We start from the raw sequence: 22686 nt of genomic DNA on the forward strand, positions 1-22686 counted from the left end.
CCCTTACTCTGGCACCTTGCGGCGGCCAAACCCCAGTTGCACTTTTTGCGCCACTTTAGCCATCCCACTCGCCAGCATATTGCGCCCTCTGGCAAGGAGTCGTTGCCCCGCCCAATGAATGAGTGTGCGATAGGGCGCGGGGGCCGTTGAGTGCCAACGACCAGCCCGCGCGGCGTCCCACACCGCCGTGACCCCGTCGACATAGCGCGCCACCGTGAACAACTGTGCGGCACGCAACTGAGCGGCCCGCCCCATTTCACATCGGCGCTGCGGATTGCTCAATTGCCGCCAGTGATCAGCCATCTCGGCCCAATCCCCCGGGGTTGCCAGCAAACCGGTCACCCCCTCCTCCACTACTTCAGGGATGCCGCCCACCCGATAGGCACTGACCGGGAGCCCCAACATGCCCGCCTCCGCCAACGTCAGACCAAACACCTCCTCACGGGCTCCAGAGACCAGCAGATCCACCCCGCCCCGCAAGATCGCGGCACTGTCCGGCCGCTCGCCCAAAAAGTGGACGCGCTCGGCCACCCCGAGTTCGACAGCCAACGCCATCAATGCTTCCCGCTCCGGGCCGCTGCCAATGATCAGCAACTGAGCCTCCTCCCCCGATGCCATCAGGGCAGCCAGCGAGCGGATCAGCAGATCAATCCCCTTGCGTTTGATCAATGAGCCAACGGTTGCGATGATCATATCCCCCGGTGGCAAGCCCAGCATGCCGACGACCGGCCAGTGAGCACCGCCATTCAGGCGAGCGGCATCCACCCCGTTGGGTACCCGGATCAACCGATCGGCCGCGCAGCCATCCTGGCGCCAACCGGTCAACACCGGCTCGCTCACCCCGATCAGCACGCTTGCCTGATGAACCCGCAGGCTGAACCTGTCTCTTGGCTGGTAACGGGCATGGAGGTGGCACACCAGCGGTACCTGCAACGCCCGACAGACCCCCGCCAGCCACTGACAAGGGGCCGCGCTGTTGGCGTGCACCAGCCCAATCTGCCGCTCGGTGATGAGATCTCTGGCTCGCCGGGAGAGGCGCCGATGGGCCGCAAGATCAAAACGTGGCGCCTGCCATCCCAGCAGCAGGCTGAACGGCTCGACCATGGTTTCTACCCCGAGGGTGGCCGCCTCTGCCGCCAGCATCGGGCTATTGCACCAGAGCAGGGGCGTAAAGCGGCTGCGATCGAGGTGGGCCAGCAGATCCAGCAGGCAGCGTTCGCTGCCACGGATCCAGTCCTCTCCGTAGTGAACCAGCAAAACAGGGGTTGCGTTCATCCTCTTGCTCCCTTTGGTGGCACTGCCGGCAACCGGGTTGCCTCCTGATGATCCTCTGCGGTGGCCTTCACCTCTGTGGCCGCCTGCTGCACGTACTTGATGGCGGCGACGGCCAGCGCCAACTCCAGATAGATGGGCCAGGTAAACCCCTGGGTCAGGAAGGATCCCGAAATCACAAACCCCACCATGCTGGCCATCACCCCCTGCATCGCCGTGATCACTGCAGGAGGCATGCCAGCAAGCTGGCAACGCCAGCAACTGCGCAGGGTAACCGTCACCATGCCGATAAACAGCGCCAGCCCGACAAAACCGGTTTCAGCCAGCACCCCGAACCAGGTGGAGTGCACCGCATGATTGAGTCCATCCCAATGGGGGCTGTAGAAGAAGTAGTTGTAATAGAAATTGGACAAGCCCACCCCCACCAGCGGATGGCCCAACGCCATGCCCCAGGCCGCTTGCCAGGCGTAGATCCGCCCCATGGCCGAGGCATCGACCCCGCTCTCGGCGGCACCGCCAGATGCCCGGTCGCTGATCCCGGCAGCGGCAAACAGCACCACCAGCGCGACCATCCCCAGCGAGATCAACAGGGTTTTCGACTTCACCCGCTGCCAGGCAAACAGGCCACCAACGGCGCAGATACCCAGCAACCCCCCCCGGCTCTGGGTGGCGATAATGGCGGCGGCGGTCAGCGCAAAGCCGAGCCCCCCCAGCAAACGCCCCCCCACCCCATTGCCCTGATTGAGCAGCAAGCTCAGCGAAAAACCGGCAGGAAAGAGCAGCACCAGCGCCAGATCGTTGGGATCCCCCAGCACAGAGCCCAGCTCGCGCCCTATGGTCACCCGGGTCCCCTCCACCAGCCCGATCCCGCTCGCCTTGTTGTAGAGGGCCACCAGCGCCACCAGACAGCCCGCTACCACGAAGGTACGCACCGCCAGCGCAAAATCCCCCGGAGTGCGCACCAGCCAGGCGGTCGCCAGGGTCATCAGATAGATCTTGCTGTAACTGCCGGTCCAGGTGGCGATCGCCTCGCCCCGGTTGCTGGCAAACAGCACACCGATGGAGACCATCACAAAGAAGGCCGTCAGCCAGCTCAGGGCTGGACTCCAGTAGGGCTTGATCCGGCCGGTCAACAAAATGTGCCAGACCAGCGCGCCGATGGCGGCCAGCGAGAAGAGCAGCGGGATCTTGAGGGGATAGAGCTGTGGGAACACCTCATGCAGCCGAAAGAAGGAGAAGGTGACAAACCCCAGCACCATCAAGAAGGGCCAGCGCAGGGCAAACCAGATGGCGGGAATGGCAAGACCGAGCACCGGTAGCAGCAAGGGATGGGGCAGCCGCCACCAGAGCAGGGCCAGCACCAGACAGATGGCGCTTGCCCAGATGGCCGGCGTTAGACGAGCCATGATCCTGCCCACCATTGGCCGAGCCAGACCATCGCCAGCGCCCCAAGCGAACTGGCCCAGAGGGTCGAGAGGCGATACGGCAGCGGCAGCAACCGCTGGCTCACCAGATAAAAGGCCAGCGCCCGCACCAGATAGACCAGCAGCAGAGTCCAGATCACCCCGGCAACCCCGAAGGGGGGAATGGCGAGCAGAAAGCCTGCGACCCCAAGAGCGCTGCAGCCCAGATTGATCACCATCTGGGCATTGCTCTTCTCGCCGCTAAAGCAGCCGACATTGAGCAAGTCCGAAACATTGCGCACCGCCATCCCCAGCACCAGCAGCGGAATATAGGCGATCGCCCCGTGATAGCTCTCCGGGGTCAGCCAGCGAATGAGCAAGGGGGCAGTGAGCCCAACAATCCCCGCGGTGACAAACCCCAGTACCGACCCCATCACGCTGTAGTGGGCATTGAGTCGCAGTCCATCCGGCTCGCGCAGCAGCATGAAACGGCGGGGATACCACCAGAGGGCAAAGGGTTGCAGCAACAGCCCCACCGCCAGCGCCAACTTGCCCGCCACCGCGTAGTAGGCGAGCAGCGCCTCACCCACCACATCGGCCAGCAGCCAGCGATCCAGTCCGCTCAGGGCAAAACCTGCCAGCCCGCTCACCACCAGGGGCAATCCATAGCGCAGCAGCGGCCGATAGTGCTGCCAGTCAAAGCGGATCCCGCTATCTCGCCACTGCCAGAGGCTCAGCAGCAGCGCCAGTGCGACGCAGGTCAGGGTGCCGGAGGCCAGCACCCCGCTCACGCCCCAGCCGAGCCAGAGCCACCAGCCGGTCAGCAGGGACTGGATCACCGCCTTGCCTGCAGTCGCTACGAAAAAGAGCCGCGCCTGATTGCGCATCCGCAGCCATGCCAGTGGCACGCCGATCACCCCTTCAAACGGCAGGGCGCAGAGCACCCAGCGCACATCCGCAAGGCGGGTTTCCACCGGCAGCCAGGCTTGCACCAGAGGTGCCAGCAGCCAGAGCAGCACCAGACTGGCCAGGGCGATCAACCAGACCAAACCAAACATGCGGGCCACCACCTGCTGGCGCTCCTGCTCATCTTTCGCCAATCCGGCAAAGCGGTAGAGGGCATCCACCAGCCCGAAGCCGAGAATGAGGGAGCCCAGATTGATGAGGGTCAACAGCACCTCCAGCTGGCCGTATTCACGAGGCAGCAGCTGATGGGTCAGCACCGGCAGCATCAGCAGGGAGATCCCCTTCATCAGGAGCAAGCCGCCGGCGTAATAGAGCATGGCAATCTGGTTCACACCAAGTTTCATAGGGCCTCCCAGCCACCCGAAGCATCCTGCTCCGGGTCAGCTACCGCTAATGCAAAGCCCACGCCACTCACTCCCGCCCTGAAGCGATAGCCCCTCTGTGCGGCTTAACCGGCCTGAACAAGCCCAGAATGAGACTGGCATTTGCGTTTTGCACAACGCTGGCTGCAAATTGCACCGACCGGCGCAATCTGCCCCTCCTCTTAGCCCCATTTGGCCCGATCACGCTGGGGTCGTCCTGTTGGCCCGATCCCTGCTTTCTGCTTAGCGAGCAACGGACTGCACCAGAGGGAGAGGTCGCCATGAACACCATCAACCTGCACCGGATGAAAAGCTGGGCCAAACAGGGGGAAACGCCACTGGCTCGCCGGGTATGGCGACTGGCCAAAAGTGCCCGCCACTGGTCATGCCCAGTGATCCCTCCCCTGCATCGGCTGCTTTATCGGCTCTATCTGCTGGGCAGCAACGCGCTGGCGACCCTGACCCGCACCCTTTGGTGGACCCCCTTGTTTCAATCTCGCCTCACGGCCCCCGCCCCACGCCTCTACCTCTATGGCGGCATCCCCTATATCAGCGGTCCGGTCACCATCGAGATCGGTGCCGACTGCCGCCTCAGCGCCGCCATGACCATCAGCGGCCGGGCATCGAGCCAGACACCACGGCTGGTGATTGGCCGCAATGTCGGGATTGGCTGGCAAACCACCCTGGCGGTGGGTAGCAAGATAGTGCTGGGGGATAACGTGAGAATTGCTGGCCGTGCCTTTCTGGCGGGCTACCCGGGGCACCCGGTCAATGCCCGCGATCGCGCCCTTGGCAAACCGGATCGCGATGAACAGGTGGGAGCCATTGTGCTGGAGCAGGATGTCTGGCTCGGCACCGGGGTGATGGTGATGGCCGGCGTCACCATAGGCGCAGGCACTATTGTCGCCGCAGGCAGCGTCGTCACCCGGGACCTGCCCGCCGGTGTGCTGGCAGCGGGGGTACCGGCCACCGTACTGCGCCCCTTGCAACCACAGGATCACAGCGACCCCGCACACGCTTCGGAGACCTTTTCATGAAACCACACTCACTGCCGCAACTGGTGGTGCTGGGCGAGGATTGGGGCCAGCACCCCTCCAGCACCCAACACCTGATCAAGCGTCTGTTGCCCGATTATCAGGTGCTCTGGGTCAACTCCATCGGCATGCGCTGTCCCCGCTTTACCCTTCATGATCTCACCCGCATCGTCCGCAAACTGGGGGCGGTGCTGCGCGGCGCGCGCCATGCTGGCGGCCAGTCGGTTGCGCCATCAGAGGTCAGCAGCCCCCGGGTTCTGCCGCCGCTCGCCTTACCGCTGCCGGGCAGTCGGCTGGCGGGCAAGATCAATGGCCACTGGCTGGCGGCGCAGATCCGGCGCCAGTTGCCCGAGCTGGATCGCCCCTTGCTTTGGATCTCCCTGCCCAGCGCCGTCGATCTGATTGGCAAGCTGGATGAGCGGGCGGTGATCTACTACTGCGGCGATGACTTCTCGGCGCTGGCTGGGGTGGATCATCAGGCTATCGCTCACTGCGAGGCCCGACTGGTGGAAAAAGCGGACCTCATTCTGGCCGCCAGCCCCGCGTTGGCCAGCCGCTTCCCCCCCCATAAAACCCGGCTCCTCAGCCACGGCGTGGATCTCGAACTGTTTATGCCCCCCAGAGAGCGGCCAGCGGATCTCCCCTCCGGCCGCCCCATTGCCGGATTTTACGGCAGCCTGAGCGACTGGATTGATATCCCCCTGCTGGCAGAGACGGCCGCCGCCCTGCCCCATTGGGATCTGGTGCTGATTGGCCCGGTCCAGACCGATATCTCCCCCCTCAAGGGGCTCCCCAATATCCATCTGCTGGGGCCCCGTCCCCATCACACGCTGGCGGCCTATGCCCAGCACTGGCAGGTGAGTCTGCTGCCCTTTGTCGACAACGCCCAGATCCGTGCCTGCAATCCATTGAAATTGCGCGAGTATCTGGCCGCAGGGCGACCCATCGTCAGCACCGATTTTCCGGCCCTCGATGGCTATCGGGATCAGATCCAGCTCCCCCACGATGGGGAGAGCCTGGCCCAGGCCATCAATCGGGCCGCCTTTGATCAATCCAATCCGGGCTGGTTTCAGGAGAGTGGCTGGGAGGGGCTCACCCGCAGCGAAGGGCGCCACACGCGCCAACAGCAGGTGGCCCTGCAAAGCTGGGATCACAAGGCTGCCGAGCTGAATAACTGGTTGAAGGGGCTGCCCGGATGAGCAGAGGGCTTTGGCTGGTTATCCTGCTCTGCGCCAATGCAGCGATGGGCGCTACCCGGCTGGAGGGGCAGACCCCGCTGCCCCTGACAGGCAACCAGACACCCCAACGGCTCGATCTGAGCACCCACAGATGGCCAATAGGCAGCGATGATGAACTGGTGATCGAGGGCCATAACCCCAGCGCCCGCCCGCAAACCCTGATCCTGCGTATCGACGACGAGGCCTCGGTCAACTACCGCAGCCGGGTCAATCTGGAGCGGATTGTCGCCCCCGGCCCCTTCACCCAGCGCTTTGCCTTGAGCGAGTGGCGCACCAGCCAACCCAGAGCACTGGCGCTGGACAAACTCACCAAGCTCTATCTCTTTATGGCCGATAACGCCCCCTCGCTGACCATCCACCGCTGGTACTGGGAGCCCGGTCTGACTCTGCCTGCGGGCACCATTGCGCTGGATCTGGGGGCGGCGGCTGCGCCCCGCTTTACCGGCTTTGAGGCCCTGAGCCCGGGGGATCCCCGGCTGATTGGCCATCCCACCCCCATCTTGCGCCCCTCCGGTGATGCCCTTGTGCGCGATGGACTGCGCAATCTGGATGGCGTACGGTTGGAGGTCGCCAAGGGGCGCTACCAGCTCACCCTCTGGCTGGATGACCCCGGCGAGTGGGAGTACCTGCCCCACCCCTTCGAGCGCAGCGTGCTGGTCAATGGCGAGCCCATCTGGGCCGAGCAGTGGCAACCGCAGGAGTGGCTAACGCAGCGCTATCTGGCGGGACAATCGCGCGAGGCACTGCCAAATCCGGATCCCTGGCAGCTGTTCGGGGCACGACAGGGCGGCCCGGTTCATGTCACCCTGAACCACCCCGGCGGCCCACTCACTATCACACTGGTGGGCCACTCACCGGATGCCAAATACCTGGCGGGGCTACTGCTTGCCCCCTATCCGGCCAGCACCCGCAAAGAGGCTCTCCCGAATAGTGGAAAAGATCTCGCCGTATTGGCCGACGCTACCGCAAGCGTGCTGACCAAGCAGCGCCAGTTGTTTGTGGAAAAGTGGACTCTGGCCCCCTATTCCCCAACCCCAGCCCCAGCTTCGCAGCAGCTGAGCCTCACGCCGATTACGGATGCCGCACCAACCCTGCAGATCGCCCCGCTATCTGCGGCCGATGCGTTGCAGCAGGCTTCGCAACCCGTGCTGGCCGCCCGTGGCAGCCAGCTGTTGCTGGAGTTTGCCATCCACACCGCCACCGACGATCCGGCCCCCTTGCTGGTGATCCAGCCCCCCGAGCAGGCAGGATCGCCGCTGGCGCTGACCCCCTATTACGGCAAGTGGCATCTGGTTCGCCCGCAGGCGAGCGGCACCCTGCTGGCTCCCTCGGATCAGGAGCTGGTCGAGGGGATCGCCGGACTCACCCTGCTGGCAGGCGTGCCCCGGCGTCTGGTGCTGCAAATGACCGTCCCACGCGATGCGCCGGCGGGGCGCTATCTGGGCAATATTCAGCTGCTGAGCCAACAGCAACTGGTGCAGCTGCCACTGACTATCGAGGTGCTGCCACTGACCCTGCCCGCGGCCAACAAGCCGGTCGGCATCTATGTCGAAGCGCCCCCCTATCTCAACTGGCTGAGCCCCAATCCCGAGGCGTTAAAAGAGCAGCTCGCCGCAGCCAGTCGCTGCGATCTGGCGCGGCTCGCCAAACTCGGGATCAGCGGCCTCTCGCCCGCCCTGCCACAAGATGAAGCAGGGATGCGGGAGATCATGGGAGAGGCGGCCGGGCTCGGCTTTGTGCCGCCCCTGCTGGCCTATACCCCGCTCAAACGCTGGGGGGGCGACCCTGCCCGCCAGCTCGAACAGTGGCAGGCGCGGCAACAGGCGCTGACCGCCAACGGCTTGCCACCGCTGGCATGGAGCCTGTTTGATGAGCCGGATCTCGCCACCCTGCCCGCCATCACCACCCTGGCGCGGGAGATGAAACGGCGGGATCCGGCGGTGATCCGCGCGGGCCACTTCAATCATCCGGGTCAGGTTGGTCTGCTGGCAGAGGTGGAGATTGCCCTGATCAACGCAGGCTTTGGCGCCGACAAGGCCGATGTGGCGCGGGTACGCCGGCACAAGGTCACCCCCTGGTTTTACAATCTGGGCACCCCGAGAGCCGCCGGGTTCTATCTGTGGCAAAGCGGCGCCGAGGGCTATTTGCAGTGGCATGGCCGCATGCCCACCGCCCTGCCCTATGACCCCACCGATGGGCGGGAGAGCGACTTTATGCTGCTCGGCCCGCAAGCCTGCGAGGCGCACCGCCTCTCCCACGATCTGTTGCTGTTGCAGCAAGCCATCGAGGATCTGCGCTGGCTCGCCTGGCTGGAGCAGGAGGCCCGCTATCAGGTGGAGGCCGCCTTGCTACTGGAACGCCTGCGCGATCAGCTGCCGACCCGCTGGCAGGTGGCAGAGCAACTGCCCTCTGCCGCCTGGATCCAGTGGCGCCGCGAGATTGAACAACTGGCCAAGGGATTGAAAACATTGCAAACTGGTGCCAACTCATCCTCCTGAAGTGACTGCGTATGGCCAACCAGACTCCCCGCTCCACAGCCAAAGACAGCGCCCTGTGCCGCCTGTTGCCTCTGATGCTGCCGCTGCTGCTCCTCACCGGTTGCGCCCGTCAGGAGCCGGTCAATGAGACCCTGCCGATCCTCAACCAGTTGCGGGAACAGCAAATGGCCGAACAGCCCCAGCTGCAACTGCAGTACCAGCAAGCGGAGACACAACTGCCAGCGGATCAGGAGCAGCTGCTGCATCAGTTTTTAGGCCGCAAGGATCCGGCCCGGATTGCGCTGGTAAGCGGCCCCGGGCTGCAAACCGACATGCTGGAGAGTGCGCGGATAGCGAGCGTGCGGCTGACCGCACTCACCCGCTTGCTGGGAGCTCGCGCCATTGAACTGGAGCCCCGCTATGACCCCATGCTGGCCCCCAATACCTTGCTGATCCGCATTCTGCCAAACGGTGAATCGGGGTCGGTCACCCCAGCGGCGGCGCAATAAGGCCGAGGCAGGTGGTCGGCAAGGCCACCCGATAGAGGGGATAAGGGGTCAGCCCCCACAACTTGCGCCAACCCTGGGTAAGACGGTACGAGAGCAGCGGCGGGCTCTGGTGCAACTCGCCTAAAAACATCACCCCCTGACTCATCCCTTCACTCGCCAGCGTCACTGACATCGCCTCCCGATCAGGCGCAACCAGCATGGCCTGCAGCAGGCCGTCACAGCGGGGATGGGCCAGCTGATAGCTGACATAGGTGCCGCCCAATACTGGCGTAGCCACCCGCAAGCGCCATCCCAACTGGACCAGCTCCATTAGCATGGGCTTGGCCCCCTCGTTAACTGCCCGGTTCTGATAACGCCAGCCCATGGCGGCAGCACTGAGCAGCGCCACCAGCAACAGCAACAGATATCCCCTAGATAGACGCATCACGGCGCCCCCGGATAAAGAGAATGGTCATCACCAGCAACATGATGGCCCACTGGTAGAGCTGGGCCAGCGAGCCGGTATGCAGCCAGCCATACCAGCGCAGATCCAGGCTCATCAGCACCAGCCGCAGCTGATTGGCCCCGATATAGAGCAGGCAAACCAGCAGCAACATGGGCCACTGCCGGTAGAGGGGGCGCTCCCGCGCCAGCCAGCAGCAGGAGACCAGCCAGGAGAGCACCACCAGATAGAGTTGAGAAAACGAGGAGCACCCCTTGAGCACAATCAGGGCATGGCCCCCCAACCGCTCGATGCGATTGCCATCAAGGCGAGTCTCCCAGCCCAGCAGCTGCAACCACTGGCCCACCCCCCAGGCATCGAGCGCCAGCACAGGGCCGGAGAGCAGGGCAAACACCTGCTGCCCCCACAACACCGCCACGGTAAAGGCGAGCACAATCTGCAACACCGCCCGCTCATCGCCACTCTGATGACGGCGCCATAGCGAGGCCACCAGCAGCAGACAGGCCAGCGCCTTGCAACTGGCACTGGGGATCAGGATCAGCAGGATAAAGAGGGCGAGCACCAGCGGATGCGGGCGCCAGCTCGGTGCAACCCGCGATGCAATTTGCCACCAGATAGCAATCAGCAACACCACCAGCAGGTTGAAGTGGCCCATATTGAGCCACACCATGCCCCACTGATTGGCCAAACCAAGTAGCAGCCAGTTGGGTGCCCACTGCCAGGGACGGATCTCCATCGCAACTCCTGCCGGTTATCAGCGCTTTTGAGTGCTGTCGCAAGTTCCATGCCTGCCCAGCCTCACCCGGATCAAGCCAAGTCAGAGGATGCAACAAAGCTGGCACGCTTTATTCATTCCCCCTGCTGGCACTAGCGCCAGGGAGAAGGAGTGAGCAATGAAACTCAAACCGTTGGCAGGGCTGCTGGGGATGTGGTTGGTAACCTCCCCCGCATACGCCTTGACCGAAGTCGATACCGAACTGCAACTGCTGATGGATGTGTCGGGCAGCGTCAGTTCATCGGAATTCAATTTGCAGTTACAGGGCTATGTGGACGCCTTTTACAGTCAGGATGTACAAAGCGCCATCCTCGACACCAGTGGCGACAGGCTGGGGTCCATTGCGGTACAGATGGTAATGTGGAGCGGCTCGACCCAGCAGAGCGTGATGACCGACTGGTTCCACCTCTACGACATGACCTCCATCAACAACTTCGCCGCCACCCTGGATGCCCTGGTGCGCCCCTATGCGGGGATGACGGCCCCCGGTTCAGCCATGGCCTTTGGTGCCCAGCAGTTTGATACCAACAACTACACCGCCGCCCGCCAGGTGATGGATGTGTCGGGTGACGGTATCCAGAACAACGGGCTGGATACCTCTACCGTGCGGGATCAACTGCTCGCCTCCGGCATCGACACCATCAACGGCATCACCATCGGCCAGGACTATGCCGATGGCGTACTGCAAGAGTGGTATGTGGAGAACGTGGCGGGCGGTCAGGATGCTTTTGTCATCAACGCCACCACCTTCGCCGACTTTGGCAATGCGCTGGAGCTCAAACTGGCGGCCGAAATTGAGGGGGGCATTATTCCGGAAGGGGCACTGGCCGCCCCCATCGAGGAGATCCCGCTGGCCGCCCAGCTGCTGCTCGGGATGCCGCTACTGCTGGCCTGGCGCTATCAGCGCCGTAATCAGGGACGCCTGCAGCCCGCCAACGGGCAACAATTGCCAGCTATCGGCTAGTAAATCACCCCGTGTGTCGCGATTAGGGAGCTATGGCTCCCTGATTTTTTGGGGCGACGATGACCTGAATACAGCGCGAAAAGGCTAGTCGCCCTGACGAAATTCGCCCGATTGACCAATATGCCAAGTCTGACCATATGGATGATGCGCCGCTTGTTCTTCTGAGGGCAACAACGATAACGCCCCCAAAGTTGATGCAATAAGTTCATTCTTGCCCAGCGCCTGGCGTAGAGAGAGCGCCTCTGACAGCACGGCGCGAGCATTATCATAGGCGCCGGTCTGTACGAGAGCCTTGCCAAGATGATGCAGTGCGAAATGCCGCATAAAGGATTTTGGTTGCAACCGACAAACTACTTGGGTGGCCAAACTGACAGCTTCGTCCAAACGGTCGAGCCGCTGCAAAACCTGCACCAGGCGTAGTTCTGAGCTAACGCGAGCAGCATCGTCCTCTGAAACCATCTGCGCGGAGATCACCTCTCGGAGAATGGCTTCTGCCTGCGCGGCTCGTCCCACACATAGCAACATAAAGGCGGCAGCGCTCCGAGCTCTTGAAGCATCTTGTGATAATGCAGCACAGGGATGTAGGTCAAGGGACTGATTGGCAACAGCCAGCATAGCTATTGGGTCTACCGCGTTGGGGAGCAGAAAGGGAGCGCACAAGCGGTATTCCGTACCGGTGCCTGCGATGCAAAACGTGTAGTCATCAGTGAGCGCCATGGGTTGATTCATCAATCCTCACGTTTGAAATAAGCTGCCTTGCAACATTCGATACTTGCAGCAAGCAAGGGCTGTAGGTTCGATTAGCGCAGCGTAATCGGACATTCGCGGTCTTTCTACAATATTTCTCTTTAACTCACCAAAAACTTCCCAGATTACCACTTCGCCCCACCAAAAAACTTACTCTCGAACTGGCACCGGCCGTGACGTTATTTCCGCATTGACATGAAATTTCACCGCGATCGTCCAATTACGCCTACCGGCTAATCGAACCTACGAGCTAACGCCGCACTTTGCGGCAAGTTTGGATCACAGCGGTAAACTTGTTCGACAGCAGCGACTTGTTAGTTTTCTTCAATGAGCAGGTATCCCCATAGATGCTCTCCGAAAAGCGACTTATCTCCCTGAGGATATAAATGTACATATAGGTACCTTTCGGTAGAATCAAACCCTGAAACTATACTAGTTACGCTATAGTAGAAGTTCTCTTCAACAACACCTACTTGAGCAGACTCTTTTGAAGGATTTTGGAATACCGGCTTTCCGACATATATCGGAGGTGCAGGTATAGATTTTTCGGTTTTGGGATACCTTCGGCTTGCATCCTGTTCCTGTTTTTTTAATAAAAAGTCAATAATGAGATCTAGGCAGTAGTTAAAGTTTTCCCTGTTTAGCTCATTCGCGGCAAAAGTAGGTGAATACTCAAAATGCCATGCATTTGTTTCTGTTCTAACTACTTCTGGTGTTAGCCTTCGAAAATTCTCGATGTCAACCGTACTTACACCAAGCTCCATGCAGTCTGTCTTTAATTGTTCGTGATTGATTTGCACATAGTCAACAGGCTTTCTTACATTTTTTTCCACCCATTGTTTGTTCCTTGTCCAATGGTGAGCCTTCATCCCTTCCGACGACCCAAAGCTGAGAATGCCCAAAAGCCCTCTTTCATTCTCATCTCGTTCTCTAAAAGAGTAAATGCAATACTGGTATTCGTAAGCGATAAAAAATGCCTTCCGAAGCCCAATTAGTGCGTCTAAAAAACGTTCCTGCTCGGAAAGTGATATAGACTCTCTTATTAGGTTTTTTACTTCTCCGTCTTTTAATATGTCTGTAAGAAATATTTCGCTTAACTTTGAACCAACTACGGCTTCCAACAAAGTATCAACAAATTGTTTTGCGACGAAAAAATAATTTACGACTGATGCTGGCTCGGCTAGCTGCCCGTAGTGCTTAGATATTACCCTTTGTTTATTTAGCGCTTTAATCGTCCCAGATTTTACTATAGGAACTTTTCTTTTTTTGAGCTCACCTAGTAACTCATCAAAAGACTTAGACTCGAGTGCTCTTTGCTCTTCGACATCTAGCTCATCTAGAGCAGCCAAAATAACGAGCTCGACAAAATCTTGCAAAAGAATTATTCCAGCAGTGCAAGCATGCTTATCACCTGAATTAACTAAATATTTGGTTTCGCCATAAATTGATTTGGCGACCATTAAAGTATTTAGTGTTGAAGGCTTCATTTCTCACCTGTTTAAAAGCTAACTCCCGTATTTTCGGCTGGTTTGGTGCTCAGCGGCAAACCAGTCCGGCAACATGTGCTTTTTAGCTACTTTTGAATATTATGGCTAAAGCCGCAACTGCTAATGATGCGGCTGCAGTAAGCCACGGGCCAAAGACAGCTATTTTATTACTTCTTTCTTCCGCTGCTTTTGCTATTACAAAATCAAGCAGTTTATTCAGATATTCCGACTCCAACGGCGGCCTTTTTGATTCTTCATCATCAGTGTCAGTATCCTCTAACCATTGTCTTGCATGGCGTATTTGCAAACTGTAGTAATTTTCGCTGGTCTTTTTGTTGATTCTTTTTCCTTTCCGAAACAAACCCTTAAAGCTTTCAAGAACAGTAATAATCTCATCTTTATCAATAGAAATTGCTTTAGATATGTTCGTAGGGCTTCTAGCAGACCAATCAGTCATTGCAAGGTGTGTCACCAATGCTATTAGCGTTTCTTGATGCTCCGAATATTTTGGATTTTGGCTCATAATTTCCTTTTACAGCTAACAGTAATTAGATGGAAAGATCTATTAGTATGTTGATAACGCCATCCTTCTAACTCCACCACACTCTTCATAACAACCAATAAATCATTTAAAAATCAATTCATTAACAACCAACGCCAGATTTATAAATGTATTATCAACGTCTTACGTCGGCTCCACTTGTACCACTGGGTAAAACTACCGTCAAGAAACGTAAGCAGAAAATGAAGCCTATATCCTCTTTTATTGGCTTGCCGCGATGTTTACTCCGCCATCCGTACAATATAAAAAAGGCCTTATCACAAGGCCTTTTCAGATATATCCAGATTCCGGCTGTCAGCCCGTTTTTACGGCAATCACCCCGGCTCTGGTGACAAGGGCAGCACCTGCCCATCCAGCGCATGATCACTATTGGATGGATAGTCCGGCATCGGCTCGCAGTAGGGAATGCGGCTTAGCACCGGCGCCTTGACCAGGGCGGCCAGTTGATCGGAGCGGCGCAGGCTGGCATCCGCCAGTTCGGCCACCAGCGCCAGACCGCAGCCGAGCCCCAGCCCGCCAACAATGCCCGCCAACAGGAACAGCCAGAGCGGGTAGTTGCTCGGCTTGCTGGGGGCAAAGGGTTTGTCGATCACCTTGATCCGCTCCCCCTGCTCGAAGTTGCCCAGATCGCCGGTCACCTTGGCCTTCTCATAGCGCAGCAGCAAATCCTGATAGAGGGTGCGCTTGACCGCCAGATCCCGCTCCAGCTCGGCGAGCTGGCGCTCGGTATCTCCCTGGGAGTCGACCACCTTGTCCAGCCCATCCAGCTGGCTCTTCAGGCCGGCGGCGTTTTGCTCCGCCTCCGTCAGCTGCGTTTGGGCCAACTGCCACTCGGGCCCGCGGGCCATATCCGGCTGGGATTTGAGCTGCTCGAACTCCTGCTGCAACTGGTCAATCTGATAGCGCAGACTCTGCACCTTGCTGTGCTCGTCGCTGTAGCGGGCCCGCAGCAACACCAGCTCGGTGCGCATCAGCTGCAGCTTCTCATCCAGTTGGCGGGCCAGCTGGCTCTCCTGCCCCAGCGATAGCTGATCGACCCGGGCCTTGGCCTGCTGCAGGGTGATCAGGCTCTCGGCATAGCGCTCCTGCAAACCATAGAGACGGGCGACGTTGGTACTCTGCTGCTGGGGCAAGGCGCTGGCATGCTCCCGTTTGAAGTCGGCGAGCAGCTGCTCGGCCGCTTGCAGTTCGCTGCGGCGGCTGTCGAGCTGGCTTTGCAGGAAACGTTCGGACGATTCCGCCGACTGGCGCCCCTTGCTGAGCAGGTTGAAGAAAAAGCGCCGTGAAATGGCTTCGAGCAAACCGGCGCTGTTGGCCGCCGAATCCGCTTTGACCTTTATCTCGATCACCTCATCGCCAATCAACCGCAGCGAGACGGCACTCGAGAGCCAGTCCATGATGGCATCGCGCTGGGCTGGCGGGGTCTCGTCATTGACCAGACCGCGATCCCGCGCCACTCCATCGAGCACATAGCGGCTGCGCAGCAGGGCTTCGAGCACCGCAAAGCGATCCTTGAGACTCTCCTGAGTGATCAGATCCTTGAGGGTCGGTGTCTGGTTGGCATCTTGCGGCACCATAAAGGTGGTGCGGCTCTCATACTCCTTGGGGGTGAGCAGGCCGATTGTCACGCCCACCAGCGGCATCACCAGCACCGGGATCACCAGCAGATAGCGACGGCGCCAGGCGGCAAAGAGAATGATGTAGAGGTTGTAATAGAACTGGACAGGCATGGCATCACTCCCTGAGAAAAGTCCTCCCCCCGCACGATGCAAAGGCAGTGCCACCAGAGGTGGCTGATCGCCTCTGTGGGCAGATCGCAAGAGTGGTACAAGATTCGCATTCTCCCGCTATCCGGGGTGTCACCCCTTCCCTTGCCGGAGCGCGAACCATGTTGTCATCAACCCCGTCGCACAGACCCCATCCCCGCAGGAGCGCCAGCGCCCAGCCCGTCGTTCAGTCTGTCGTGCAACCTGTCGTGCAAATAGTGCAGCACCTGCAGCCCGGCGGGCTGGAGACCATGGTGCTCAACCTCACTCAGGCAAGCCCCGCCGGGCAGCCAGTGCATATCATCTCCCTCGAAGGGCGCAAAGGGGATGTGTTAAGGGCATGGCCCGCCCTGCGTCCCTTTGCTGGCAATATTCACTGTCTGGAAAAGCCCGCGGGCTGGTCGCTGGCGACCCTCTGGCGGCTCACCCGACTGCTGCGCCAACTCAAGCCCGTCGCGGTACATACCCACCATCTGGGGCCCATGCTCTATGGCGGTCTGGCCAGTCGGCTGGCCCGGGTGCCCACCCTGGTACACACAGAGCACGATGCCTGGTATCTCGATGATCCCCATCAGCGCACGCTGGCCCTGTGGGGGCTGCGCGCCTTCAACCCCATTCTGGTGGCCGATGCCACGCCGGTGGCCAACCAGCTGCTGGCCAAGCTGGGCCAGCTGTCGCCAACCGTGATCCCCAACGGCATCGATGAGCAGCGTTTTACCCCGGGCGCCGCCGCCCTCGCCCGTCAGCAGATGGGGCTGCCACAAGGGGTCAAGTTGATTGGCTGCGCCGCCCGCCTTGAGTCGGTCAAGGGTCACACCTTGCTGCTGGAGGCGATCCGCACCCTGCCGCAGGAGGTGCATCTTGCGTTGGCAGGTGTCGGCAGTTTGCAAAATGCGTTGCAACAACAGTGTCAGCAACTGGGGATCGCCCATCGGGTCCATTTTCTCGGGCTGGTCGAAAACATGCCGCGCTTCTATCAGGGACTGGATCTCTTCTGCCTCCCCTCGCTGGCGGAGGGGATGCCGCTCTGCGTGCTGGAAGCACAGGCCTGCGGGGTACCGGTGGTGATGAGCGATGTGGGGGCGGCCAGAGAGATCGTCTGCCAGGCCAGCGGCCATATCCTGTCGGAGCGGGATCCCGGCCGCCTTGCCCAGCTTCTGGCACAAGGGTTGCTGCACTGCCATAGCCTGCGTGCCGTCACCCGTGAGTTTGTGTGCCAGCAAAGCAGCTTGAGCCGGATGGCTCAGGCCTATCAGCAGCTCTACAGCCGCTGATCAAGCGACCCGATGACCAGAGGAGCATCCCATGGAGTGGATCATGATCGTATTCTGGCTGTGCGCTGTACTGGTGGTCTACCACCATGTCGGCTATCCCCTGCTGCTCAAATTCGGTGGTCGGCAGGCGCGCAAGGTAGCCAATCCACCCCGCCCTCTGGATCGAGGGTTCAAAACAGACGCCACCGATGAGGCGCTGCCGACCATCACCCTGCTGATGCCGGTTTATAACGAGGCGGCGACCATCGCGGCCAAGCTGCAAAACCTCGCCAGCCTCGATTACCCCGCCGACAAGCTGTGGGTGCATGTGCATTTCGATGGCTGCAGCGACAACAGCTACCCCATTGCGCTGAGCCAGCTCGGTGATCCCGCCCTGCAGCAGTTGCAGATCAGGCTGTTTGATCACCCCCGCAATCGCGGCAAGGTTGCCGTGCTCAACGAGGCCATGACCCGGGTGCACAGCGATCTGGTGGCCCTCACCGATGTCTCGGCCCTGCTGCCCATCGACAGCCTGCTGCTGGCGGTCGCCCATTTTGCCGATCCCAAGGTAGGGGTGGTCGGGGAAGCATACCGCTTCTGGCAACCGGGCTCACAGGGCGAGGAGAGTTACTGGCACTATCAAAGCCAGATCAAGCTCTGCGAATCGGCCCTTGGCGGCATGCTGGGGGCTCACGGGGCCTTTTACATGATGCGCCGGGAGTGCCTCACCCCGCTGGCTGCCGATACCATCAACGACGATTTCATCCTGCCGATGCAGGCCATCGCCAAGGGGTATCGGGCTGTCTACGACAATCGCTGCGCCGCACTGGAGCTGGAAGTTTCCAATGCCGCGCTGGAGGCGACACGGCGCAAGCGGATCGGGGCAGGCAACACCCAGCAGCTGTTGCGGTTGCTGCCCCTGCTGCACCCCAAGTTCGGCTGGGTTGCCTTCAACTTTGCCAGTGGCAAGGGGCTGCGGGTTTTGATGCCACTCTGCCTGACCCTGCTGTGGCTCTGCGCCATCCCGCTGGCCACCCAATCCCTGCTGTTTCAACTGCTGCTGGGGCTGCAACTGCTGGGGTATCTGCTGGTCATCTTGATCCAGCTGACCCCTGTGCACCCCTGGCCCAATCTGTTTCGCAAGATCCACTATCTGGTACTCGGACACTGGTACAACGGCATGGGCACCCTGCGCTACTGCCTGCGCGCCCCCATACGTTTCATGTCACAGGAGAAAGCCGTATGACACACCCCATTCCAAGATTGACCCTGGTGGTCAAACGCAGCATGGATCTGCTCGGTGCCACTCTTGGCCTGCTGCTGACGCTGCCGCTGTGGCCGCTGATCATGTTGGCCATCCGGCTCGATAGCCCGGGGCCTGTGTTCTTTCGTCAGCTGCGGATCGGGCGCAGCCACGCCACCCATACCGAGCTCTTTTTCATGATCAAGTTTCGCACCATGCGCGCCGACGCCGAGGCGGCCACCGGGCCGGTCTGGTGTGGCAAGGGGGACAGCCGGATCACCCGCAGCGGCGACTTTCTGCGCAAAACCCGGCTCGATGAACTGCCGCAGTTTATCAATGTGCTCAAGGGGGAGATGTCGCTGATCGGCCCCCGCCCGGAGCGACCCGGGATCGCCAACCGTCTGGAAGATGCTGTGCCGTACTTTATTGAACGCACCTATGAAGTGGCCCCCGGTATTACCGGTCTGGCGCAGGTCAATCAGGGTTACGACGAGTCGCTCGATGATGTGCGCAGCAAGCTGGCGTTCGATCTGGCCTACTCGGTTGCCCTGCTCCACCCCTGGCGCTGGCTGGTGCAGGATGTGCATATCATCGGCAAGACGATCGCCATCATGGTTGGCAAGAAGGGGCGCTAATTCTGCCAATCTCAGCAACGCCTCAACCCCACCAGGCCATTGCTACTGCAATGGCCTTTTTTATGGCGCATCCTTGTGGCAAATCAACGTTGATCACCGAGAAGTCAGCGATCTGATCGCCATCATCTGGCCCCATCCATCCAAAGGCCTGATGCCTGTTTGACCAACAGCAGAAACCCAAGCGCTGCGTGATCACCGAAGCAATCCGCCCCCTGCAACCCCTAACACCTGCACATAAAAAAACGAGTAGCCAGCGGCCACTCGTTTTGACAGGTTTCTCCGTGATTCAGGCGCCGTAGACGGCCAGAATATCGGTCACTCTGTTGTTAACGCTGTACCCGCGGGCGATGGTGTTGCGGGCCGCCTGACTCATTTTGCTGCGCACCACCCCATCGCTGCGCAGCCAGTAGTTGACCAGCTCCGCCATATCCCGCACATGGCCGGGCTCCACCAGCCAGCCATTGGATTTGTGATCGATCAGGTTGACCAGGCCCCCCACCGCAAAGGTACAGACAGGTATGCCGTGAGCCATCGCCTCCAGGGCCACCAGCGGCAACCCTTCAAAGCGGGAGGTGATGCAGAGCAGGTCGATGTTGTGCCACTCATTGGCCATGTTCTGGAAACCATGAAGCTGGACGCGATCACCATACTGCTGCAACAAAGCGCTTTTCATGGGGCCATCCCCGTAGAGATGAAACGCCCCGTCCGGGCAGAAGGCGGCCAGCTGGCAGAATGCCTCCGGCCCCTTTTCCGGCGAGAGGCGGCCGACAAAGGCAATCCGGTTGCCAGTTACCGTAGCCGGCGTCGCAGGCATGGGGACGAAGTTGCTGATCACCGTGCTCGGCACAGGCAATTTGCGAGCGATGGGCTCGCTTACTGCAATACACTTCGCAAAACGCGCTGTAGTGCGATCCAGCCAGCTGTAAAACTTCAGCAACCCCTCCCCGTCATCTCCACTGTGAAAAGTCGAGACCACCGATTTACCGGTGAACCAGGCTGTCAGCCGCCCCAGCACCCCGGCCTTGTAGCCGTGGGTATGGATCAGCACAGAAGCAGGCTGGCGGGCCAGACGGCGCATAAAATCGCGGCTGTTGTGGCACACCTCGTAGGGCAAGCCCTGTTGTTTGAGCAGGGTCGTAAAGGGGGTCATGCCGTGGTTGCTCACCAGCACTATTGTGGGGCGAAATCCCCTGGCCAGCAGATCGTTGGCCAAGTGGATAATGTGAACTTCAATTCCACCGACCTGACGCGCATCGATGGCCAGCCAGATCTGCTGCATGGGTAACATAAGGCCCTCCTCCCGTGGCTCCATGCCACCTGAAATGGGGCGCTGCATAGAGCGGGCCAGTCAGGCAAAGAGGGGCAGGATCAGGCGCCGGGACAGGCGACCAGCAGGAGGGTCATGTCATCGAGGGCGGCATCATTGATGCGCTCATCAAACCAGCGGGCAATGCGATGAGCCAGTTGCTCAAGACCGGGCCCCGAGGTCAGGCAGATCGCCTTGAGCTGCGCCTCCCAGCGCTGGCGCTCTTCTGCGTCACGGCTATCGAGCAGGCCGTCGGTCCAGAACAGCAGGATCTCGCCGGGCTTGAGCTGACGCTCATTGGTCACGAAGTGGGGATCCGGGCGCAAACCGGGCAAGGGGCCGGTCACGCCGACCTGACGGATGGTGCCGGGCCCGACCAGCCAGGGCGCAGGGTGGCCCGCGCTGGCCCACTGCACCCGCCCCTCGTTGCCGAGCTCAATACAGAGGGTGGTGAGCAGGGTAGCCCCAAGGAGCGGATCACTGTGAACCGCATTGGACAAGATGGTCAGCAAACGGGCGGGGGCGCGCTCCAGATCGTGCGCCGTCAGCAAGCCGCGCAGATAACCGGCATAGGCATGGGCAAAGAACTTGGCTTCCGCGTCGTGGCCCATCACATCCCCGAGCCACAACACCCGACCCTTGACCAGCAGAAAGTCACCGCCCCCCACGGTGGCCGCGCGGGTTTGCAACGCCAGCTGGTATCCCCCTATGGAGGTGGCGGGCAATAACGGGCGCAGCGCCGAGGTCATGCGCTGATCCAGCTGCTCGCCCCATTGCGACTTGAGCTGCTGCGAGCGTTGCAGCACCCGCGAAACCGCCAGCAACAGGTCCTGCTTGGTGATGGGTTTGACCAGAAAGTCATCGATCCCCAGCGCCCCCGCCCGACTCTGGGTCCACTGATCCTGATGACCGGTCAGGAAGATAAAGGGCACCCCCTTCATCTTGGGATCCTTCATCAACTGCTGGCGCAGCCCAAAGCCATCGATCCCCTCCATCTCGATATCGGAGAGCACCAGCGCGGGGGGCTGCTTTCCAAGCGCCAGCAGGGCGGCATGGGAGTCGGCATAACTTTCAACCCGGTAGTGCTCATGGAGATAGGCGGTGAGCAAGGCACGCATCACCTTGTCATCGTCGATCACCGCGATCACCGGCAGTTGGTTGACCGGGCCCTGCTGGCGAAGGGTCACGCGATTGCGCTCACCGTCGCGAGAGAAGTGCACCTCGGCAAACAGCTGGTGCACCAGCGCCAGCCCGTATCCCCCCTCCTGCAGTTCATCGGGTAACGGCGCACTGGCAAGACCGGGTTGCGGGCCGCCATCATCCTCCAGTATCAGACTCAAGCCCGTTTCATCCTCTTTCAGCGTGAGCCAGAGCCGGGTCGCGGGAGGCGCTGTGTGTTTGACGCTATTGGTGGCCAGCTCACTGAAACAGAGCAGCCAGTTGGCTTGATCCTTTGGGGAGACCTGAAACAGGGAGAGTCCCTGCGCCAGCCGGTTGCGCAGTTCGCGCACCGCCTGCAGGGTTGCCGGAGCAGATCGCAACCAGTCATCCATATCGGGCCTCCATCAGCGGGCGATCAGATCCGGAAATTGAGCAAGGCGCTGCGCCGGCACCAGCGCTTGAGCCATTCGGTCACCCGGTTACTGGGCAGCCGGTTGAGCTCGCGCAAGATCTCGCTGGCCAGCCCCGGGTTGAGCTTGTCGTTATAGACTGCGCCAATCAGATTGGCCTCGGCACGAGTCAGTTTATCCACCGCACTTTGTACCACTGTGGTCGGGGTCACCCCCGCCAGCACCACCAGCAGCGCCCCTTCACAGGCCCCACACACCTGATCGGCCGGAATATTGCCCCGATTGAGGGCGGTGAGCGGCGAGGTATCGAAGATCACCACATCGTAATGTTCCAGCCAGCGAACCAGCAATTGGCGCAAGGTATCCTTGTTGCGAAAAGCCATCAGATCCTTGCCCGGCGCCGGGAGCAGGGACAAGGAGCGGCCAGTGGCCACCGGCTCGGGCACATCATTGGGCCCCCAGGCAACCGCCGTGGCGCGGCCGGGATGATAGAGGTTGAGATCCACCAGCAGGGTGCGCAGCCCATCCGCCTCCGAACGCCTTGCCAGCGCATCGCAGATGGAGCTCACCCCCTCTCCCCCTTCTGACGAGGTGACCGCCAGCGAGCGGATCCCCCGGGCGACCGTCGCCGCGTAGAGGGATTCGAGCTCCAGATATTGAATGGGGATGCTCAT

General features: G+C 60.5%; 20 protein-coding genes. 8 read left to right on the forward strand and 12 right to left on the reverse strand.

Annotated features, from left to right (window positions below; genetic code table 11):
• Positions 1-3 precede the first annotated feature (3 nt).
• From AACT07_RS09165 to AACT07_RS09175, 3 genes are read right to left on the reverse strand one after another with little or no spacing between them, the layout of a single operon-like run.
• Positions 4-1275, reverse strand: coding sequence for a glycosyltransferase family 4 protein (locus AACT07_RS09165; RefSeq protein WP_069527347.1), 1272 nt, complete (start codon positions 1273-1275; stop codon positions 4-6).
• Positions 1272-2678, reverse strand: a complete 1407-nt coding sequence (locus AACT07_RS09170) for an O-antigen ligase family protein (protein WP_083249940.1) — start codon at positions 2676-2678, stop codon at positions 1272-1274. Before AACT07_RS09170 ends, AACT07_RS09165 begins: the two co-directional genes overlap by 4 nt.
• On the reverse strand, positions 2666-3985 hold the full coding sequence (locus tag AACT07_RS09175) for a lipopolysaccharide biosynthesis protein (protein ID WP_042080505.1): 1320 nt from the start codon (positions 3983-3985) through the stop codon (positions 2666-2668). Before AACT07_RS09175 ends, AACT07_RS09170 begins: the two co-directional genes overlap by 13 nt.
• A gap of 299 nt (positions 3986-4284) precedes the next feature.
• Here AACT07_RS09175 and AACT07_RS09180 point away from each other — a divergent pair, with 299 nt between their 5' ends.
• Genes AACT07_RS09180 through AACT07_RS09195 form a run of 4 tightly spaced genes read left to right on the forward strand, consistent with a single transcriptional unit; the run spans position 4285 to position 9261 of the window.
• Positions 4285-5040, forward strand: a complete 756-nt coding sequence (locus AACT07_RS09180) for an acyltransferase (RefSeq protein ID WP_069527349.1) — start codon at positions 4285-4287, stop codon at positions 5038-5040.
• Positions 5037-6236 (forward strand): glycosyltransferase, encoded by a 1200-nt coding sequence (locus AACT07_RS09185; RefSeq protein WP_069527350.1) that lies wholly within the window; start codon positions 5037-5039, stop codon positions 6234-6236. The genes AACT07_RS09180 and AACT07_RS09185 overlap by 4 nt, the downstream gene beginning before the upstream one ends.
• Entirely contained in the window at positions 6233-8773 is a 2541-nt protein-coding gene (locus AACT07_RS09190; RefSeq protein WP_069527352.1) for a hypothetical protein, read from the forward strand. The genes AACT07_RS09185 and AACT07_RS09190 overlap by 4 nt, the downstream gene beginning before the upstream one ends.
• A gap of 11 nt (positions 8774-8784) precedes the next feature.
• Complete coding sequence (locus tag AACT07_RS09195; protein WP_069527353.1) at positions 8785-9261, forward strand: hypothetical protein; 477 nt, start codon at positions 8785-8787, stop codon at positions 9259-9261.
• On the opposite strand, the gene AACT07_RS09200 is transcribed toward AACT07_RS09195, so the two are convergent.
• Positions 9239-9685, reverse strand: coding sequence for a hypothetical protein (locus AACT07_RS09200; protein WP_047435176.1), 447 nt, complete (start codon positions 9683-9685; stop codon positions 9239-9241). The two genes, AACT07_RS09195 and AACT07_RS09200, sit on opposite strands and share 23 nt — an antisense overlap.
• On the reverse strand, positions 9672-10439 hold the full coding sequence (locus AACT07_RS09205; protein ID WP_069527354.1) for a hypothetical protein: 768 nt from the start codon (positions 10437-10439) through the stop codon (positions 9672-9674). The genes AACT07_RS09200 and AACT07_RS09205 overlap by 14 nt, the downstream gene beginning before the upstream one ends.
• Positions 10440-10596: 157 nt before the next feature.
• On the opposite strand from AACT07_RS09205, the gene AACT07_RS09210 reads away from it, so the two are divergent.
• Positions 10597-11442: a DUF1194 domain-containing protein gene (locus AACT07_RS09210; RefSeq protein WP_069527355.1), complete on the forward strand. Its 846-nt coding sequence runs from the start codon at positions 10597-10599 to the stop codon at positions 11440-11442.
• Between the two features lie 84 nt (positions 11443-11526).
• Here AACT07_RS09210 and AACT07_RS09215 read toward each other — a convergent pair whose 3' ends face one another.
• From AACT07_RS09215 to AACT07_RS09230, 4 genes are all read right to left on the reverse strand, one after another.
• Complete coding sequence (locus AACT07_RS09215) at positions 11527-12171, reverse strand: tetratricopeptide repeat protein (RefSeq protein ID WP_139123780.1); 645 nt, start codon at positions 12169-12171, stop codon at positions 11527-11529.
• 332 nt (positions 12172-12503) lie between these two features.
• Complete coding sequence (locus AACT07_RS09220; RefSeq protein WP_069527358.1) at positions 12504-13676, reverse strand: hypothetical protein; 1173 nt, start codon at positions 13674-13676, stop codon at positions 12504-12506.
• An 82-nt stretch (positions 13677-13758) separates the two neighbouring features.
• Positions 13759-14199, reverse strand: coding sequence for a hypothetical protein (locus AACT07_RS09225; RefSeq protein ID WP_069527360.1), 441 nt, complete (start codon positions 14197-14199; stop codon positions 13759-13761).
• Between the two features lie 353 nt (positions 14200-14552).
• A complete protein-coding gene (locus tag AACT07_RS09230; protein WP_069527362.1) occupies positions 14553-15968 on the reverse strand; it encodes a GumC family protein in 1416 nt (471 codons plus the stop codon).
• A gap of 245 nt (positions 15969-16213) precedes the next feature.
• Between AACT07_RS09230 and AACT07_RS09235 the strand changes: the two genes are divergently transcribed.
• From AACT07_RS09235 to AACT07_RS09245, 3 genes are read left to right on the forward strand one after another with little or no spacing between them, the layout of a single operon-like run.
• Entirely contained in the window at positions 16214-17278 is a 1065-nt protein-coding gene (locus AACT07_RS09235) for a glycosyltransferase (protein ID WP_253182242.1), read from the forward strand.
• 31 nt (positions 17279-17309) lie between these two features.
• Complete coding sequence (locus AACT07_RS09240) at positions 17310-18503, forward strand: glycosyltransferase family 2 protein (RefSeq protein WP_069527365.1); 1194 nt, start codon at positions 17310-17312, stop codon at positions 18501-18503.
• Positions 18500-19135 carry a sugar transferase gene (locus AACT07_RS09245; protein ID WP_005333398.1) on the forward strand — a complete coding sequence of 212 codons (636 nt, stop codon included), beginning with the start codon at positions 18500-18502 and terminating at the stop codon, positions 19133-19135. The genes AACT07_RS09240 and AACT07_RS09245 overlap by 4 nt, the downstream gene beginning before the upstream one ends.
• A 286-nt stretch (positions 19136-19421) precedes the next feature.
• Here AACT07_RS09245 and AACT07_RS09250 read toward each other — a convergent pair whose 3' ends face one another.
• The 3 genes from AACT07_RS09250 to AACT07_RS09260 form a co-directional block, all read right to left on the reverse strand.
• Complete coding sequence (locus tag AACT07_RS09250; RefSeq protein ID WP_069527367.1) at positions 19422-20423, reverse strand: glycosyltransferase family 4 protein; 1002 nt, start codon at positions 20421-20423, stop codon at positions 19422-19424.
• A gap of 80 nt (positions 20424-20503) precedes the next feature.
• Positions 20504-21994: a SpoIIE family protein phosphatase gene (locus AACT07_RS09255; RefSeq protein ID WP_069527369.1), complete on the reverse strand. Its 1491-nt coding sequence runs from the start codon at positions 21992-21994 to the stop codon at positions 20504-20506.
• 23 nt (positions 21995-22017) lie between these two features.
• Positions 22018-22686 (reverse strand): tyrosine-protein kinase family protein, encoded by a 669-nt coding sequence (locus tag AACT07_RS09260; protein ID WP_005360129.1) that lies wholly within the window; start codon positions 22684-22686, stop codon positions 22018-22020.

It is taken from the genome of Aeromonas sp. ANP5, from assembly GCF_963870295.1.
Taxonomy (GTDB): domain Bacteria; phylum Pseudomonadota; class Gammaproteobacteria; order Enterobacterales; family Aeromonadaceae; genus Aeromonas; species Aeromonas veronii.

Coding starts and splice junctions, on each gene's coding strand:
- AACT07_RS09210 (WP_069527355.1), top strand. CDS start 10,597: ATGAAACTCAAACCGTTGGCAGGGCTGCTGGGGATGTGGTTGGTAACC.
- AACT07_RS09175 (WP_042080505.1), bottom strand. CDS start 3,985: ATGAAACTTGGTGTGAACCAGATTGCCATGCTCTATTACGCCGGCGGC.
- AACT07_RS09205 (WP_069527354.1), bottom strand. CDS start 10,439: ATGGAGATCCGTCCCTGGCAGTGGGCACCCAACTGGCTGCTACTTGGT.
- AACT07_RS09260 (WP_005360129.1), bottom strand. CDS start 22,686: ATGAGCATCCCCATTCAATATCTGGAGCTCGAATCCCTCTACGCGGCG.
- AACT07_RS09230 (WP_069527362.1), bottom strand. CDS start 15,968: ATGCCTGTCCAGTTCTATTACAACCTCTACATCATTCTCTTTGCCGCC.
- AACT07_RS09170 (WP_083249940.1), bottom strand. CDS start 2,678: ATGGCTCGTCTAACGCCGGCCATCTGGGCAAGCGCCATCTGTCTGGTG.
- AACT07_RS09185 (WP_069527350.1), top strand. CDS start 5,037: ATGAAACCACACTCACTGCCGCAACTGGTGGTGCTGGGCGAGGATTGG.
- AACT07_RS09190 (WP_069527352.1), top strand. CDS start 6,233: ATGAGCAGAGGGCTTTGGCTGGTTATCCTGCTCTGCGCCAATGCAGCG.
- AACT07_RS09220 (WP_069527358.1), bottom strand. CDS start 13,676: ATGAAGCCTTCAACACTAAATACTTTAATGGTCGCCAAATCAATTTAT.
- AACT07_RS09225 (WP_069527360.1), bottom strand. CDS start 14,199: ATGAGCCAAAATCCAAAATATTCGGAGCATCAAGAAACGCTAATAGCA.
- AACT07_RS09195 (WP_069527353.1), top strand. CDS start 8,785: ATGGCCAACCAGACTCCCCGCTCCACAGCCAAAGACAGCGCCCTGTGC.
- AACT07_RS09180 (WP_069527349.1), top strand. CDS start 4,285: ATGAACACCATCAACCTGCACCGGATGAAAAGCTGGGCCAAACAGGGG.
- AACT07_RS09215 (WP_139123780.1), bottom strand. CDS start 12,171: ATGAATCAACCCATGGCGCTCACTGATGACTACACGTTTTGCATCGCA.
- AACT07_RS09240 (WP_069527365.1), top strand. CDS start 17,310: ATGGAGTGGATCATGATCGTATTCTGGCTGTGCGCTGTACTGGTGGTC.
- AACT07_RS09200 (WP_047435176.1), bottom strand. CDS start 9,685: ATGCGTCTATCTAGGGGATATCTGTTGCTGTTGCTGGTGGCGCTGCTC.
- AACT07_RS09250 (WP_069527367.1), bottom strand. CDS start 20,423: ATGTTACCCATGCAGCAGATCTGGCTGGCCATCGATGCGCGTCAGGTC.
- AACT07_RS09165 (WP_069527347.1), bottom strand. CDS start 1,275: ATGAACGCAACCCCTGTTTTGCTGGTTCACTACGGAGAGGACTGGATC.
- AACT07_RS09245 (WP_005333398.1), top strand. CDS start 18,500: ATGACACACCCCATTCCAAGATTGACCCTGGTGGTCAAACGCAGCATG.
- AACT07_RS09255 (WP_069527369.1), bottom strand. CDS start 21,994: ATGGATGACTGGTTGCGATCTGCTCCGGCAACCCTGCAGGCGGTGCGC.